Annotated in this window: 18 protein-coding genes; 9 read left to right on the top strand and 9 right to left on the bottom strand. The window is 52.4% G+C overall.

What is annotated here, in order from left to right:
- Positions 1-6 precede the first annotated feature (6 nt).
- Positions 7-717, bottom strand: coding sequence for a CTP synthase C-terminal region-related (seleno)protein (locus tag AC2TE5_RS08920; RefSeq protein ID WP_213328560.1), 711 nt, complete (start codon positions 715-717; stop codon positions 7-9).
- Positions 718-818: 101 nt separating this feature from the next.
- On the opposite strand from AC2TE5_RS08920, the gene AC2TE5_RS08915 reads away from it, so the two are divergent.
- A complete protein-coding gene (locus AC2TE5_RS08915) occupies positions 819-1,163 on the top strand; it encodes a DUF488 domain-containing protein (RefSeq protein WP_213328561.1) in 345 nt (114 codons plus the stop codon).
- Here the strand turns inward: AC2TE5_RS08915 and AC2TE5_RS08910 are convergent, their stop codons facing one another.
- A complete protein-coding gene (locus AC2TE5_RS08910; RefSeq protein ID WP_193939942.1) occupies positions 1,164-1,469 on the bottom strand; it encodes a nuclear transport factor 2 family protein in 306 nt (101 codons plus the stop codon).
- Between the two features lie 80 nt (positions 1,470-1,549).
- A complete protein-coding gene (locus tag AC2TE5_RS08905) occupies positions 1,550-1,804 on the bottom strand; it encodes a putative hemolysin (RefSeq protein WP_029739839.1) in 255 nt (84 codons plus the stop codon).
- Positions 1,805-2,113: 309 nt separating this feature from the next.
- Here AC2TE5_RS08905 and AC2TE5_RS08900 point away from each other — a divergent pair, with 309 nt between their 5' ends.
- Both AC2TE5_RS08900 and AC2TE5_RS08895 read left to right on the top strand, forming a co-directional pair.
- Positions 2,114-3,142 (top strand): sensor domain-containing diguanylate cyclase, encoded by a 1,029-nt coding sequence (locus AC2TE5_RS08900; RefSeq protein WP_484613323.1) that lies wholly within the window; start codon positions 2,114-2,116, stop codon positions 3,140-3,142.
- Between the two features lie 45 nt (positions 3,143-3,187).
- Positions 3,188-3,286: a YoaK family small membrane protein gene (locus tag AC2TE5_RS08895; protein ID WP_121423399.1), complete on the top strand. Its 99-nt coding sequence runs from the start codon at positions 3,188-3,190 to the stop codon at positions 3,284-3,286.
- A gap of 129 nt (positions 3,287-3,415) precedes the next feature.
- On the opposite strand, the gene AC2TE5_RS08890 is transcribed toward AC2TE5_RS08895, so the two are convergent.
- The 3 genes from AC2TE5_RS08890 to AC2TE5_RS08880 form a co-directional block, all read right to left on the bottom strand.
- Positions 3,416-3,664, bottom strand: a complete 249-nt coding sequence (locus AC2TE5_RS08890) for a GlsB/YeaQ/YmgE family stress response membrane protein (protein ID WP_006174788.1) — start codon at positions 3,662-3,664, stop codon at positions 3,416-3,418.
- Positions 3,665-3,948: 284 nt separating this feature from the next.
- Positions 3,949-5,433, bottom strand: a complete 1,485-nt coding sequence (locus AC2TE5_RS08885; RefSeq protein WP_484613063.1) for a sensor domain-containing diguanylate cyclase — start codon at positions 5,431-5,433, stop codon at positions 3,949-3,951.
- Between the two features lie 113 nt (positions 5,434-5,546).
- A complete protein-coding gene (locus AC2TE5_RS08880) occupies positions 5,547-7,067 on the bottom strand; it encodes an EAL domain-containing protein (protein ID WP_213328563.1) in 1,521 nt (506 codons plus the stop codon).
- A 235-nt stretch (positions 7,068-7,302) separates the two neighbouring features.
- Between AC2TE5_RS08880 and AC2TE5_RS08875 the strand changes: the two genes are divergently transcribed.
- Positions 7,303-8,802: an EAL domain-containing protein gene (locus AC2TE5_RS08875; RefSeq protein ID WP_484613062.1), complete on the top strand. Its 1,500-nt coding sequence runs from the start codon at positions 7,303-7,305 to the stop codon at positions 8,800-8,802.
- Positions 8,803-9,092: 290 nt separating this feature from the next.
- On the opposite strand, the gene AC2TE5_RS08870 is transcribed toward AC2TE5_RS08875, so the two are convergent.
- From AC2TE5_RS08870 to icd, 3 genes are all read right to left on the bottom strand, one after another.
- Positions 9,093-9,338 (bottom strand): YmjA family protein, encoded by a 246-nt coding sequence (locus AC2TE5_RS08870; protein ID WP_484613061.1) that lies wholly within the window; start codon positions 9,336-9,338, stop codon positions 9,093-9,095.
- A gap of 74 nt (positions 9,339-9,412) precedes the next feature.
- A complete protein-coding gene (locus tag AC2TE5_RS08865; RefSeq protein ID WP_032657956.1) occupies positions 9,413-9,760 on the bottom strand; it encodes a DUF1304 domain-containing protein in 348 nt (115 codons plus the stop codon).
- Between the two features lie 77 nt (positions 9,761-9,837).
- Positions 9,838-11,088, bottom strand: a complete 1,251-nt coding sequence (icd, locus tag AC2TE5_RS08860; RefSeq protein WP_332983785.1) for an NADP-dependent isocitrate dehydrogenase — start codon at positions 11,086-11,088, stop codon at positions 9,838-9,840.
- 117 nt (positions 11,089-11,205) lie between these two features.
- Here icd and rluE point away from each other — a divergent pair, with 117 nt between their 5' ends.
- The 5 genes from rluE to purB are packed head-to-tail and all read left to right on the top strand — an operon-like array spanning position 11,206 to position 15,542.
- Positions 11,206-11,859, top strand: coding sequence for a 23S rRNA pseudouridine(2457) synthase RluE (rluE, locus tag AC2TE5_RS08855; protein ID WP_213328566.1), 654 nt, complete (start codon positions 11,206-11,208; stop codon positions 11,857-11,859).
- A 9-nt stretch (positions 11,860-11,868) separates the two neighbouring features.
- Positions 11,869-12,342 (top strand): NUDIX hydrolase, encoded by a 474-nt coding sequence (locus AC2TE5_RS08850; protein WP_033145233.1) that lies wholly within the window; start codon positions 11,869-11,871, stop codon positions 12,340-12,342.
- A 40-nt stretch (positions 12,343-12,382) separates the two neighbouring features.
- The gene (gene mnmA / locus AC2TE5_RS08845) at positions 12,383-13,495 is read left to right on the top strand and encodes a tRNA 2-thiouridine(34) synthase MnmA (RefSeq protein ID WP_213328567.1); all 1,113 of its coding nucleotides are present in this window, start codon (positions 12,383-12,385) and stop codon (positions 13,493-13,495) included.
- A gap of 27 nt (positions 13,496-13,522) precedes the next feature.
- A complete protein-coding gene (gene hflD / locus AC2TE5_RS08840; RefSeq protein ID WP_013097081.1) occupies positions 13,523-14,152 on the top strand; it encodes a high frequency lysogenization protein HflD in 630 nt (209 codons plus the stop codon).
- Between the two features lie 19 nt (positions 14,153-14,171).
- Positions 14,172-15,542 (top strand): adenylosuccinate lyase, encoded by a 1,371-nt coding sequence (purB, locus tag AC2TE5_RS08835; RefSeq protein WP_484613060.1) that lies wholly within the window; start codon positions 14,172-14,174, stop codon positions 15,540-15,542.
- The last annotated feature ends 237 nt before the right edge of the window (positions 15,543-15,779 follow it).

Here is a 15,779-nt window from a genome sequence, read left to right as displayed (position 1 = left end):
ACGACGTTATGAATCGCGCGCCGCGCGCAGCATCGCCTGCACCAGCACGACCGGGCGTCCCTCCAGCGCACTACGCTCATGCTGGAATAAGGTGATCACGAAGAACGGGTGCGTAACCAGTTCTGCGGCGCGAATTTCCCCCTGTTCGTCCCAGCCCGTAACGTGCATATCACCGCTTTCCAGCGCCTGGGCAAACGCTGGCGACACGCCATAGTTACAGTGATACCCCTCTTCAATTTCAGGCTTGCCGTACGCTTTTGCGATCAGCGTATTTTTGCGCAGCTCAATGGCATCGGTTTTTTCCACCAGCGAGCAGGCCAGCGGCGCAATCACCATGGTGCCTTCGCTATCCGTCTCAGCATGTGCCGCATCGGCCCAGCCCAACACATTGCGGGCATACTCAATCAGCGCATGCTGGAATCCACCGCAGGTGCCAAGGAACGGAATGCTGTTTTCACGGGCGTAGCGCGCGGCGATAAAAGCGGCCTCGGTATTTTTATAGGGGCTGGCGGGAACCAGCCAGATGGCATCGTAGCCCACCAGATCTTCAGGGCTTGTCAGCTCCGTGGTGGCAAGCCAGTCGTAATCGGCGGTGAGGTCAAGGACTGCGGCGGCGTCGTCAATGGCCAGCGGGATCGCCTGATGCGCAATAACACTGGGATTGTAATCGCCAACCAGCGCAATGCGCAGCGTCGTTTTAACCGGGAGGTGTTCCATGAAAGGTTCCTTATGCCAGAGTATTATCAGATAACATAAGGAACCTCAGACTACCGATCTTCTGCAATTATCACAATACCTTAAATTGGGAGGGTGGAATCATGATTCAATGCAAACGCGTGTACGAACAGGCAGCTCCGGACGACGGCTATCGGGTGCTGGTGGACAAGCTGTGGCCGCGCGGGGTCAAGAAAACGGACCTCGCGTATGATGAATGGTGTAAAGCGCTCACGCCCTCGAATGAATTACGCAAGGCCTTTCATAGCGAAACCATTGATTTCGCCGCCTTCAGTAAGGCCTATCGGGAAGAGCTGGCGCAGCACGCTGACGAGGGAAGGCGTCTGGCGACGCTGGCGAACAGGCAGACCGTCACCCTGCTCTTTGCTGCCAAAGACACGAAGCAAAATCACGCCCTGGTATTAGCCGACTGGCTGCGCCACCTGTGATCAGCCGATCGCCAGCTCATCGAGGATTTGCGGCGCTTCATCAGGGGTGAGCGGCATCAGATGTTCGGCGCGAACAAACGCAAAGCCGTGCTGATTGTCAAAGGCGTAAACATCACCCGTCACCAGCCAAAGCGCGCGATCCGCAGTTGCGGGGAGTTGCGTCATCACACCGTTGACCGGGTTAACGAAACGCAGGCCAGGCTGGCACAGGCCAAACAGCTCAACAGATTTACCAATATTGCGACGGCCTGACGCCGTGCGGGCACCCACGATCATCGCCATGCTGCCCGGTTTAAGCTGGAACATACTTCTCTCACGATAACGGTAGCCAGGGACTGGCTAAGAATAATCCTAAAGAGAAGTGTATCGCAGGCAATATACGTCTGTCACCTGGTGGGTTGAGGATGGTCGCGACGGTAGAGCGTCCATTCATCAATCACTTCGCCCCCCGGGAGTTTGCACTCCGTGCGTACGCCCTGCGGGCTTTGAACCGGGATCTGTTCCCCGCCTTTCTCAAGACAGTATACGGAGGCCGGGTTCGCCATACCGATAGCGTGCGGCGGTTTCGGGGCATCGGGTGGGGTCGTTTTAGCGGTGCAGGCAGCCAGGGGAAGCGCCAGCGCCAGAAGCAGAAATCTCATCTCATTGATCCTTGTGACATCATTACAGTCTAAGGGTAACGGCTCATCGCCGCTTTCTCCATGATTTCTCCATTTTAACTGCACTTTTCAACACTATAGTGAGGCGTGTTCTCGATATGACCAGAGAACATCATTCCGTAATCAAGATGTCTTTGCCCCGGTCTCAACAACGGGGCCTTTTTTCTATCCTGCTGCCCTCTCCCTGCATATATTAAATTTTCTATATTCATGTTTTACTATGCCTGAAGTCTAAAAACTCAGCATAACATGCAGATGCAGACGTCTTCTGCCTGGGAGTCATTCTACGTCATGTCGGATATTATCCTTGCCCGTGTTTCAGAAACCCTCGCCACTGAGCAATCCCTTGAAAGTCTCGTTCGTCAGCTGCTGGAGATGCTGGAGATCGTGACTGACATGGAGTCGACTTACCTCACCAAGGTAGATATCGAAGCCCGACTGCAGCATATCCTCTACGCCCGCAACAGCAAGCAGATGACAATCCCGGAGGGACTGAGCGTTCCGTGGGATGAAACCCTGTGCAAGCGCGCGCTGGATAGCGACACCGTATTCAGCAACGACGTTCCCGAACGCTGGCCGGAGTGCGAGGCGGCGAAAGCGCTCGGCATTACGACCTACATGAGTATTCCTGTCCATCTTTCGGATGGTTCGCTCTACGGAACGCTCTGTGCCACCAGCACGGCCAGAAAGCCGCTTAGCGAGCGCGGTGAACAGGTGCTGAAGCTATTCGCCGGGCTGATTGCCCAGTCCATTCAGAAAGAGTCGCTGGTGACCCAGCTTCGCGAAGCCAATGCGGCACTCATCGCGCACTCTTACACGGATGCCCTTACCGGTTTACCCAACCGTCGCGCCATTTTTGAAGACCTGACCACCCTGTTTTCGCTGGCGCGCCACCTTAAGCGTAACACCGTCATCGCGTTCATCGATCTGGATGATTTCAAGCTGATTAACGATCGCTACGGCCACGAGGCGGGCGACCAGTTCCTGATTGAAGTGGGTAAGCGTTTGACGGAAGAAAAACAGCAGGACGATATCATTGGTCGGCTGGGCGGCGATGAGTTTCTCGTGGCGTCGTTGAGCACATCCCACAGCGAAGGAGATAACGCGCAGGTCACCCTGCTCAAAACGCGTCTCAGCGCCTGTATTGCCGGTGAATACTGGCTGGGTAGTATCAACCTCATTTATCCCGGAGCCAGCCTCGGCGTTATCGAAGTGGACCCTCGGATAACCGATCCGGACAGCGCATTACGCGACGCGGATATCGCGATGTATCAGGATAAGAAAGGAAAAAGCAAAACACGCTTTCTCACTATGGATTAACCCCGTACACTCTACGGCGTTATAGAAACCGAAACAGGTGATGGTATGAGAATAGGGATCCTCTTCCCGGTCGTTATTTTTATAACGGCGGTGATTTTTTTAACGTGGTTTTTTGTCGGTGGTTACGCGGCTCCGGGGGCATAAATGAGAAAAACGACCCTCATTATGCTGATCGTTGCCCTCGCGGCGTTTGCCGGCACGCAGCTTGGCTGGTGGTAAACCCGCCACGTAAAAAAGGCCGCCATCCGGCAGCCTTTTTTAACGCGTTAAGGATCAGCTTTTGATTTTTCTGTAGATAAACAGCACAACCAGCGCACCGATCACCGCGACGGCGAAGCTGCCGAAGTTAAAGCCATCGACTTTGCCAAAACCGAACAGCGTACTGATCCAGCCGCCAACTACCGCGCCGATAATACCCAGTATTACGGTGACGATAAATCCACCGCCATCTTTGCCCGGCATGATCCACTTCGCCAGAATACCCGCAATAAGCCCAAAGATAATCCAGGATAAAATTCCCATAACTTTCCTCTCTGTATGGTTTTTGTCATTAAATCAACGACACAAAAAAGAATAGCACAGGATTTCAGAAAGGAAATTTGTGATAGGCATCACAATGAGAGAGTGCGCAATTATTCATCAACAAAAAGAGCGCGCCACATAAACTGTAGGGTTGCATCTTTTGTTGAGAAAGATTATCTTTCTCAACACTGAATAGTTGAGCGAAACACTCAGGTATTCAGTACGACATTGCTCACATTGCTTCCAGTATTTCTTGCCCACTTTAAGTGGGCTTTTTTTTCTGTTCATACCCCAACAAACGCGTACCGGTTACGTCCTGCGCGTTTTGCCTGGTAGAGCGCCTGGTCAGCGGCAATAATGATATTCTGCTGGCTGCCCGCGATGTCGACCGCTCGCGCGGTAGAAATTCCGACGCTTACCGTCACCCGCCCGAAGGGGCTGAAAGCATGCGCGATTTGCAGAGAAAACACGTTGCGTATAATCGTCTGCGCCAGTCGAAGCGCCTCCTGAATATCCGTATCAGGCAATATCAGCGCAAACTCCTCTCCGCCATATCGCGCCACAATCTGATTATCGCGGGTAAGGCTCTTCCTGAGACTGTTTCCCAGCAGCGTCAGACACCGATCCCCTTCCGGATGGCCGTAGTTATCGTTGTATTTTTTGAAGAAGTCCACGTCCACAATCAGTATCGAAATCGGTGCATCATGCGCGGCACAAAGCGCGATTTCCGAGAGGATTTTTTCATCAAAAATGCGGCGGTTGTAAAGCCCGGTCAGCGCATCCTCAGATGCGATAATCTTCAGCGCCTTGTTATCTCTGGCTTTTCTGGATAAGTCGGAATACAGGAAGTATGACGCGACAATGAGTACCGCAGTGAAAACGAAAATGAGTACCGCCAGCTGAATGGCCTGCTTGCGCCACGGAGCGAGGGCCTCATCGATGCTGACGGCCACGGTGGTGACCAGCCCGTAGCGTCGGTTTTTTTCATAGGCATAAATGCGTTCGATTTTATCAAACCGCGAAATGGAACTGGCTATCCCGGTATTTTGTACCTTGAGGTATTTCCTGAAGAGCGGTGAATCAGAAACGATCGTGCCGATATAGGTATTTTTAAAAGGATAACGGACCAGCAGCACGCCTGACTCGGTTGTTAAGCCAATGACCCCCGCGTGACCAATATTAATCTGCCCGTAGAGCGCGAGAAAATTCTCGATACCCAGCGTCACCACCACAACACCATTAAATGCCCCGGTGTGGGTTTCAAGACGCCGACTAATGGTGATGACCCATTTACCATTGGTTCTGCTGACTACGGGCTCGCCAATAAAAATCTGCTGATTTTTATTTTCCTTGTGATACATAAAAAATGACCTGTCCGATCCTTTGCGTGGGCCCGTAAAAGTTTCGTGCAACGCGGTAAAGATATCGCCCCTGGCATCGTAAACAACCACATTATTAATCTGGGAAAGAAGATTATCCTGATTATTTATCATCCACTGAATATGGGTCGCCTGTTGCGGGGTCATGCCATAAATTTCGATTATGTCGGAAACGGTAGTAATTAACATTTCACTCTGGCGCATGATCCCCTCGGTATAGACATCAAGGGTATGGCTCAGGTTAGCGACGCTGGTATTAATTTGCTGGATTGACTGCTGCCTGGACGTGGCAATTTGGACAGCAAGCGACAGCGAGATGATCAATGAGACAATGATGACGGTAATGGTTGTTGTGTAAAAAGTATTTTTCACATGCACGAGCTTTTCCACCTTATCACGCCTGACATCCCTGGCTGACAACTCTTGTCACTGTAACAAAGCTCAGGATAAGAGGAAAATGAATTGCACTTAAGCATACAACAGAAGCTCGTCTTAATTTCGTTTTACAAACTTACCGTCTCCCGAGGCTTAGATAAAATGACTTTAATAAATTCGATATAGGAGACAGGCTTACCAAAATAATAACCCTGCAACAGGGTAATCTCATTACGGTTGAGATACTCCAGCTGCGCTTTCGTTTCTACGCCTTCAGCCACAATGCGCAATGAGAGTTTTTTCGCCAGGTCAATGACGCAGTCCAGCAGGATCGTTGAGTCCTTTTCATCTGAAACCCGGTTCACAAAGCTTTTATCAATTTTAATATAATCAATGGCAAGCGCATTAAGGCATGACAGCCCTGAATAGCCTGTACCAAAATCATCCAGTGCAATGACAAAACCGGCGTTATGCAGCATGTTAAGGTTTTCCACCAGGTGCGGATTATCGGTCAGCGGTTCGCGCTCGGTCACCTCGAGAACCAGTTTGACTTCTTTACCCTGAAACCCCTTTCCGAAGACGCGACAGTCACCAATGAAGGAAGGTGCATTGATGTGTCTGGCGCTGATGTTCACCCCGATATGAAACCCGTCCGGTAGCTTAGGCAAAAGCGGCTTAAGCTGTGTCACCACTTTCGCCATCAGCCCCTTGGTTAGCGGAATAATCAAGCCGCTACGTTCGGCAATCGGAATAAAAACATCCGGTGGGATAAAGCCTGACTTTGGATGCTTCCATCTTGCCAGGACTTCAACGCCATACAGCCCGCCGGTATCGCCGTTCACGATAGGCTGGTAATACGGCACGATCTCCCCCTGCAAAATGGCCTTACGTAAATCGTCTTCAAATGAGGTGCTTTTCCCCTTGTAACGGCGGATCAAAATGCCCACCGCCACCGATAGCGCAAGAATAAGCAGTATCAGGCTCCATCCCTGTTGCAGTAGCCGCGTCAGGCTAAAAAAGGCAGGAGGTTGCCAGGCCAGGCTAAAGGGGAATCGCGTTGACGCCGTAATCGCTCCCGCCCAGGAGGCGGCTTTCCAGCCGGTAACATCACCGTTGCGCCCAAGCATGCTTTCGCCGACAACCAGCCCCAGATCTACGCTGTTTGATGCGCTCGCGATAACGTCCCGCAAGTGTGCATCACTCACGCTGACGATAACGCGCCCTCCCGCGACAGGCATCTGGAAAATAAGCACCGGAATGCCGTTCACCAGCCGATTGCCGGGTAACAGCATCAGTTTTTCGACAGGTAGCGTCTCCGGATGAATAATCAGCACGCCATTCCCGGGAAGGGATGTACAGATAATTTTACCCTGCTGCTGAATCATGATGGCGCGCAGATGCGGTTTTAGCGCGGCCTCGGTCCCCAGCAACAGCTGTCCGCTACTGGTACATCCTTCGGCCGCAACGCGCTTCGCCGTGTTGGCCGCACTGACGGCTTCAGCCAGAATGTTTTCTATTTTTTGGGTGCTTGCCGTGGCGGTATGACTATTATTAAGCTTCGCCATCTGCCATAGCTGCCAGTTAATAATCAGAATGCCGCTCAGAAAAAGAAACAAGGCACTGAGAATAGGGATCATCACGTTGCGCACGATGTTTTCCTTAATAGAAAAAGCAAGCATGGATGTTCTGGGAGAAAAGCCTGTGCTAACCCGGTATTGCTTATAACAATGAAAATAGCTTAGCTGAGAATTGTCTTAAAAAACTGATGCTTTCGTATGAGTTCACCTGCCCGAATTTACTCACATGACGTGACTATCAGGCTTGTGCCTTGCCCTGGCTGTGTTAAGATTTGTGAAATCAGGGAGCGGACAGGATAACCGGGAAATGAAAAAGCTCATTGCCGTTGCGATCGTTTCAACGCTTCTGGTCGTCCTGTCTCTTTATGCGGTCAATGCTGTTATCGTGGGGCAGCAGAAGAGCAAACAGCGTGAGATATCCCATACCCTATTACGTTATTCAGAAGACCTGTCCCAAAGCGTGGCGATGGCCCTTAAAAGCATCACTACGCAAGGATGTGATAAAACCAGCCTTGATAGCTACAGGCAAATAACGCTGAATAACTATTATTTCGACGATATCGGTTTTATCGAGAAGGGAAAAATAGTCTGTACAGCCTTTTGGGGTAAACTTGCAGCGCCCGTTGCGCTTCCTGCAGAACTGCATAAAACGCCGAGAGGCTTTCTTCTGGCGCAGTTTTCCAGAAAAGATTTTTTCACGGGCAATGCGGCAATTTATAATAATATTATTATCTTCACCACCCGCTATGCTTACGATAAATTCACCCCGGTTACGGCAAGCTATTCTCTGAGTACCACGACCAAAGACTTCGGCAGAGTCTTTTTTTCAACCGTCCCTGAGTTAACGCAGCAGAGCTGGCTGCATTCGAAGCTGTTTACCCTGACCCTGACGCAGTGCAGCGCCCTCTGGGACCTGTGCGTCATCGTGAAGCATCACGACGCTGGGCTGGCCTCGTTACCCCCGTTTATCTTTTCGTTTCTCGCCGTCATTCTCTATTTTATCTGGGTCGCGATAACGTTATTTATCTTCCGCATCTATGAAGACCGTTTCTCTCTGGAACGCACGCTGATCAAAGCCGTCATCACCAATACCATCAGCGTTAACTACCAGCCTATTATCCGCATTCACGATCAAAAAATCGTGGGCGTCGAAGTTCTGTCGAGATGGCGCGATCAAAAGCATGGGGACGTCTCTCCGGAGCTGTTTATCCCATTAATTAAGAAGATTGGTCTGTATAAAAAATATTACAGTAATATTATCGAGAAATCCCTTTCAGATATTGCCCCACTGGCGATTAAACATCAGCTGATAGTTTCCATTAACGTTGGGCGGAAGGAAATTGAAGACGGGCAGTTCATTAACATTTTGCGCCGTGAATGTTTAGCCAATCACCTTCCCCTTTCCCTGATGAAGGTCGAACTTTCCGAGAAAGCCGTTTCCACGGTAGATATCCTCGAGGGGTTTTGTCAGGAGCTCAAATCGCTCGGTGTTAAAATATCAATAGATGATTTTGGCGTGCAAAATTCAAACCTCGCCCGCCTGTCGCTGCTTGAATATGATGAAATCAAAATCGATAAGTCGCTGGTGGACGGCATCAGCGAGCATTATAAGCAAAACATCTTTGCTATCTTCAGCGATGCCCTCGCGAGATTAAATAAGACCCTTGTTTTCGAGGGCGTGGAAAATGAAATTCAATATCGCTTTATTGCGAGCCGATATCCCGATGCGCTGATTCAGGGATGGTATTTTTCAAAAGCACTCACCCGCAGCGAGCTGGCGAAGCGACTCACCGGGGTCGCACCGTAACCAGAAGCCTTGCGTATCCATTTTTTTCCAGTCGGGCATTTCCATTTTTTACGCAAAAACATATAGTCGTCACAATCAGACGGTAGATTACCCTGACGCACACTCATATTTTGGTTAAAAACGTGAAATTATCCTTACTATTACCAGTGGTACTCTTTTGTCTGACCGTTATTTTCGCGCTGTTTATCGACGCCCCCGCTTCACATATTCTGCGGAAAAAATGCATGTGGTCCGATAGCGTGATGCTGAGCTGTATTGCTAAGCATCAGCATAACGGTTTTTAAAGCAGACTATTCATTTCCCCACTGATTGAGGAAATTCGCAATATCATCAATGCGGCCCGCACGGATCACGGCCTCAGCGGCCATCTCCTGCTGAGCCTCCTCGCTGATCTCCTCATTATTCGATAAACGGGTGAGCAGCAGCTGGAAATAATGCGCCAGCGCGTCGCGCTCTGACTCAGCGACCGGGTCTGCGGCTTCCGTCGCATACTCATCGGCAATGTCATAATATTTCAGTGGGATATCGTTATTCATAACTGTCTCGTCGCTAACCTGTAAAGGTAAAGCCATCAGTATATCGGACGCCTTACCTCAACCAAAGCATTGCTTCAGATGAGTAACGCAAGCAGCGCTGCGAGCGCGGGCGCGGCCTGTACATACAAAATTTTTCGGCTGGCGGTGGCCGCGCCAAAAAGTCCGGCGACCAATACGCAGGCCAGGAAGAAGATGGCCACCTGAATCCCCTTTTCGCCGAGCCAGAGGCTCCAGAGCAGACCGGCCGCCAGAAAACCGTTATACAGCCCCTGGTTTGCGGCCAGCACGCGGGTGTCGCGCGCAAAGTCGGGACGCAGATTAAAGGCCTTATGCCCTGTTTTGGTATTCCACAGGAACATTTCCAGCACAAGAATGTAGAGATGGATGAGTGCAACGACAGCGATAAGGACAGTGGCTAACATCGTGTTGTCTCCCGCAGGCAGAGGCAAAAAAAACGGGAACCCTCAGGCCCCCGCTCTTGTTTAACCCAGAATCTGGATTACATGTTCGCGATAATCGCGTCGCCAAACTCTGAACATTTCAGCAGTTTAGCGCCTTCCATCAGACGTTCGAAATCGTAAGTTACGGTTTTCGCGTTAATCGCGCCTTCCATACCTTTAACGATCAGGTCTGCGGCTTCGAACCATTCCATATGACGCAGCATCATCTCTGCGGACAGGATGATAGAGCCTGGGTTCACTTTGTCCTGACCTGCGTATTTTGGTGCAGTACCGTGGGTCGCTTCGAACAGGGCGCACTCGTCACCGATGTTCGCGCCAGGGGCGATACCGATACCGCCAACCTGTGCTGCCAGGGCGTCAGAGATGTAGTCACCGTTAAGGTTCATACAGGCAATCACGTCGTATTCAGCAGGACGCAGCAGGATCTGCTGCAGGAACGCATCGGCGATCACATCTTTAATGATGATCTCTTTGCCGGTGTTCGGGTTCTTGATCTTCTGCCATGGGCCGCCGTCGATCGGCTCACCGCCGAACTCTTCGGTCGCCAACTGGTAGCCCCAGTCTTTGAACGCGCCTTCGGTGAACTTCATGATGTTGCCTTTGTGAACCAGGGTCACAGAGTCACGGTCGTTGGTGATTGCATATTCGATGGCTGCACGCACCAGACGTTTAGTACCGTCTTCAGAGCATGGCTTGATGCCGATACCGCAATGTTCAGGGAAGCGAATTTTCTTCACACCCATCTCTTCGCGCAGGAATTTAATCACTTTTTCTGCGTCAGCAGAGTCCGCTTTCCATTCGATACCCGCGTAGATGTCTTCTGAGTTTTCGCGGAAGATAACCATATCGGTCAGTTCAGGGTGCTTAACCGGGCTAGGGGTGCCCTGATAGTAACGAACCGGACGCAGACACACGTACAGGTCCAGCTCCTGACGCAGTGCCACGTTCAGGGAACGGATACCGCCGCCAACTGGCGTCGTCAGTGGGCCTTTAATAGCAACACGGTAGTCGCGGATCAGGTCCAGCGTTTCTGCTGGCAGCCAGACGTCCTGGCCATAAACTTGAGTAGATTTCTCACCGGTGTAAATTTCCATCCAGGAAATTTTACGCTCGCCTTTGTAGGCTTTCTCAACAGCGGCATCAACCACTTTCAGCATTGCCGGGGTAACGTCTACACCGATACCGTCACCTTCGATGAACGGGATAATCGGATTGTGAGGAACGTTAATCTTGCCGTTTTGCAGGGTGATCTTTTTACCTTCCGCCGGAACAACTACTTTGCTTTCCATTAACCTCTCCTTCGAGCGCTTCTGGTTGTTACTGATCTTATGTTAATAAATTGTAATGAGCCCTTCGATAGTACCTGATTGTCCTGCGCCATGAAAGGTCTTCGTTATTAGGCTATAATGCGGCAATTGATAACGCCTGAAAATACCATGAAGAAAACTTCTTTTACAAAACACCGGGTTGAGCGATTCAGCTCGCGACAACCCGCCAGAAGACCGCAGGAAACCCAGCCGAAGCGGGTTATTTTGTTCAATAAACCCTACGATGTTTTGCCGCAGTTTACCGATGAAGCCGGGCGCAGCACGCTGAAGGACTATATTCCCGTTCAGGGCGTCTACGCAGCCGGGCGTCTGGACCGCGACAGCGAAGGCCTTCTGGTCTTAACCAACGACGGCGCTTTACAGGCGAAGCTCACGCAGCCCGGGAAACGCACCGGTAAAATATACTTCGTACAGGTCGAAGGCGAGCCGGATGAAGCGACGCTGGCAGCGCTACGCAGCGGCGTGACGTTGAACGACGGCCCAACCCTGCCGGCAGGTATTGAACGCGTGAATGAACCGGAGTGGCTGTGGCCGCGCAACCCGCCGATTCGCGAACGCAAATCCATTCCGACAAGCTGGCTCAAAGTTACCCTTTATGAAGGCCGCAACCGCCAGGTTCGCCGCATGACCGCGCACGTCGGCTTCCCTACCCTGCGTCTGATTCGCTACGCCATGGGCAGCTACACCCTGGAAACGCTGGCAAACGGCGAATGGCGCGACGTTACCCCTTAAGGAGTCACTATGTTTAAACCTCATGTCACGGTTGCCTGCGTGGTCCACGCCCGGGGTAAATTCCTTGTAGTCGAAGAGAGCATTAACGGCAAAGCGCTGTGGAACCAGCCTGCCGGACACCTTGAAGCCAACGAGACCCTGCTGCAGGCAGCGAAACGCGAGCTGTGGGAAGAGACCGGCATCCACGCTGAACCCCAGCACTTCATCCGTATGCACCAGTGGATCGCGCCGGATCACACCCCGTTTCTGCGCTTTTTATTTGCCGTTGAGCTTAGCGAAACGTGCGCCACAGAGCCGCAGGATGACGATATCGACCGCTGTCTGTGGGTCACTGCCGACGAGATCCTGAACGCGCCAAACCTGCGCTCGCCGCTGGTTGCGGAAAGCATTCGCTGCTGGCAGTCTGCTGGCCGCTTACCGCTGGATGTTATCGGCGCATTTAACTGGCCGTTTACAGAGGGTGTCAATGGTGGGGGGGCGTGATAGAATACGCCGCCTTGAAGTTCAATGTCGTGAGTATTCCATGTCAGATAACAGCCAGAAAAAAGTGATCGTCGGCATGTCCGGCGGTGTCGATTCCTCCGTTTCCGCCTACCTGTTGCAGCAACAGGGCTATAAGGTGGAGGGCCTGTTCATGAAGAACTGGGAGGAAGATGATGGCGAGGAATACTGCACCGCAGCTGCGGATCTCGCCGACGCGCAGGCCGTATGCGATAAGCTCGGCATTGAGCTGCATACCGTTAACTTTGCCGCAGAATACTGGGACAACGTTTTTGAACTGTTCCTGGAAGAGTACAAAGCGGGCCGCACGCCGAACCCGGATATTCTGTGCAACAAAGAGATCAAATTTAAAGCCTTCCTGGAATTCGCCGCGGAAGATCTGGGCGCAGACTACATTGCGACCGGTCACTACGTGCGCCGTGCAGACGTGAATGGCAAAAGCCAGCTGCTGCGCGGCCTGGACGGCAACAAAGATCAGAGCTACTTCCTCTATACGCTGAGCCACGAGCAAATCGCCCAGAGCCTGTTCCCGGTCGGGGAGCTGGAAAAGCCGCAGGTGCGTAAAATCGCCGAAGAGCTGGAGCTGATCACCGCGAAGAAAAAAGACTCTACCGGCATCTGCTTCATCGGCGAGCGCAAATTCCGCGATTTCCTGGGACGTTACCTGCCTGCACAGCCGGGTAAAATTGTCACCGTCGACGGTGAAGAGATTGGCCAGCATCAGGGGCTGATGTACCACACGCTCGGCCAGCGTAAAGGGCTGGGTATCGGCGGGACCAAAGAAGGCAGTGAAGATCCGTGGTATGTTGTCGACAAAGACGTCGAAAACAATATTCTGGTTGTTGCCCAGGGTCACGATCATCCGCGTCTGATGTCCGTTGGCCTTATCGCGCAGCAGCTGCACTGGGTCGATCGTGAGCCGCTGAAAGGCACGCTGCGCTGCACGGTGAAAACCCGCTACCGTCAGACCGATATTCCTTGCACCATTACCGCGCTTGATGACGATCGCATTGACGTGCGTTTCGACGAGCCGGTCGCCGCCGTCACCCCGGGTCAGTCCGCTGTCTTCTACAGCGGTGAGATCTGCCTGGGCGGCGGGATCATTGAACAGCGCCTGCCGCTGCCTGCTGTTTAATACGATTGCACACATAAAGGAGACCGTGTGGCGAAGAACTACTATGACATCACCCTGGCGCTGGCGGGAATTTGCCAGTCAGCCCGTCTGGTGCAACAGCTGGCGCATCAGGGTCATTGCGACGCTGATGCCCTGCACGTTTCACTGAACAGCGTTATCGATCTCAACCCCGGCTCAACCCTGGGCGTGTTCGGCGGCAGTGAAACCAATCTTCGTCTCGGTCTTGAAACCCTGCTTGGCGTGCTTAACGCCAGCAGCCGTCAGGGATTAAACGCGGAGCTGACCCGCTACACGTTGAGCCTGATGGTGCTGGAGCGTAAGCTGAGCGCAGCAAAAGGCGCGCTCAATACTCTGGGCGATCGTATTGCCGGGTTACAGCGTCAGCTCGACCATTTTGACCTGCAGTCCGAAACGCTGCTCAGCGCCATGGCCGGCATTTATGTTGACGTCATCAGCCCGCTTGGCCCGCGTATTCAGGTCACCGGATCCCCTGCCGTGCTGCAAAGTCCGCAGGTACAGGCAAAAGTGCGCGCGTCCCTGCTGGCAGGGATCCGCGCCGCCGTGCTGTGGCACCAGGTTGGCGGTGGCCGCCTGCAGTTAATGTTTTCTCGTAATCGCCTGACCACTCAGGCAAAACAAATTCTTGCTCATTGTTAACCTCCCGGAGTTGCGAATTATGGAATTATCCTCACTGACCGCCGTATCCCCTGTCGATGGACGCTATGGCGATAAAGTCAGCGCGCTGCGCGGGATCTTCAGCGAATATGGTTTGCTGAAGTTCCGTGTTCAGGTTGAAGTACGCTGGCTGCAAAAGCTGGCCGCCCAGGCAGCAATCAAGGAAGTTCCTGCTTTTGACGAAAAGGCAAACGATTACCTTGATAAAATCGTTGCCGAGTTTAGCGAACAAGACGCTGCGCGCATTAAAACCATTGAACGCACCACCAACCACGACGTGAAAGCGGTTGAGTACTTCCTGAAAGAGAAAGTGGAAAGCGTCCCTGCGCTGCATGCCGTGTCTGAGTTCATTCACTTCGCCTGTACCTCTGAAGACATCAACAACCTCTCTCATGCGCTGATGCTCTCTACCGCGCGCAAAGAGGTGGTGCTTCCTTACTGGCGTAAAATCATCGACGCGGTAAAAGCGCTGTCCGCGGAATACCGCGACCTTCCGCTGCTCTCCCGTACCCACGGCCAGCCAGCCACCCCATCCACGATGGGTAAAGAGATGGCGAACGTCGCGTACCGTATGGAGCGCCAGTACCGTCAGCTTGAGCAGGTTGAGATCCTCGGCAAAATCAACGGCGCGGTCGGTAACTATAACGCCCACATCGCCGCTTATCCGGAAGTGGACTGGCACCAGTTCAGCGAAGAGTTCGTGACCTCTCTGGGCATTCAGTGGAACCCGTACACCACCCAGATTGAGCCGCACGACTATATCGCCGAACTGTTTGACTGCATCGCCCGCTTCAACACCATCCTGATCGACTTCGATCGTGACGTGTGGGGCTACATCGCCCTGAACCACTTCAAGCAGAAAACCATCGCCGGTGAAATCGGCTCTTCCACTATGCCGCACAAAGTAAACCCAATCGACTTCGAAAACTCCGAAGGCAACCTGGGCCTGGCGAACGCCGTGCTGCAGCATATGGCGAGCAAACTGCCGGTATCCCGCTGGCAGCGCGACCTGACCGACTCCACCGTACTGCGTAACCTGGGCGTGGGCATTGGCTACGCGCTGATCGCGTATCAGTCGACCCTGAAAGGCGTGAGCAAACTGGAAGTAAACCGTGACCGTCTGCTGGACGAGCTGGATCACAACTGGGAAGTGCTGGCGGAGCCAATCCAGACCGTGATGCGCCGTTACGGCATCGAAAAACCGTACGAGAAGCTCAAAGAGCTGACCCGCGGCAAACGCGTTGATGCCGAAGGCATGAAGCAGTTTATCGACGGTCTGGCGCTGCCGGAAGAAGAGAAAACGCGCCTGAAGGCGATGACCCCGGCGAACTACATTGGCCGCGCCATCACCATGGTCGACGAGCTGAAGTAACGCCCCTCTCCCCCTTTTCGCCCGAAAAGGGGGATGCTTTTCCCCGGTTTACTCAATGTTTATCCCCACAACAACATAATCAGCGTTAGACTGCATTGTTGAAATCTTAACTGTCGAAAAAACAAAGAGTTATTTATTTATCAACGACTTACGGAAAACAGATTATGGACATTATCAGACAATATTGGTCGTTTTATCGCCCCAAATAATGCCCCCAATTTCGATTTGCCCCCAAAT

Source organism: Enterobacter sp. N5-15, assembly GCF_057221635.1.
The sequence above is the reverse complement of the archived record's forward strand: the minus strand, read 5'-3'. Positions and strand labels throughout refer to the sequence as shown.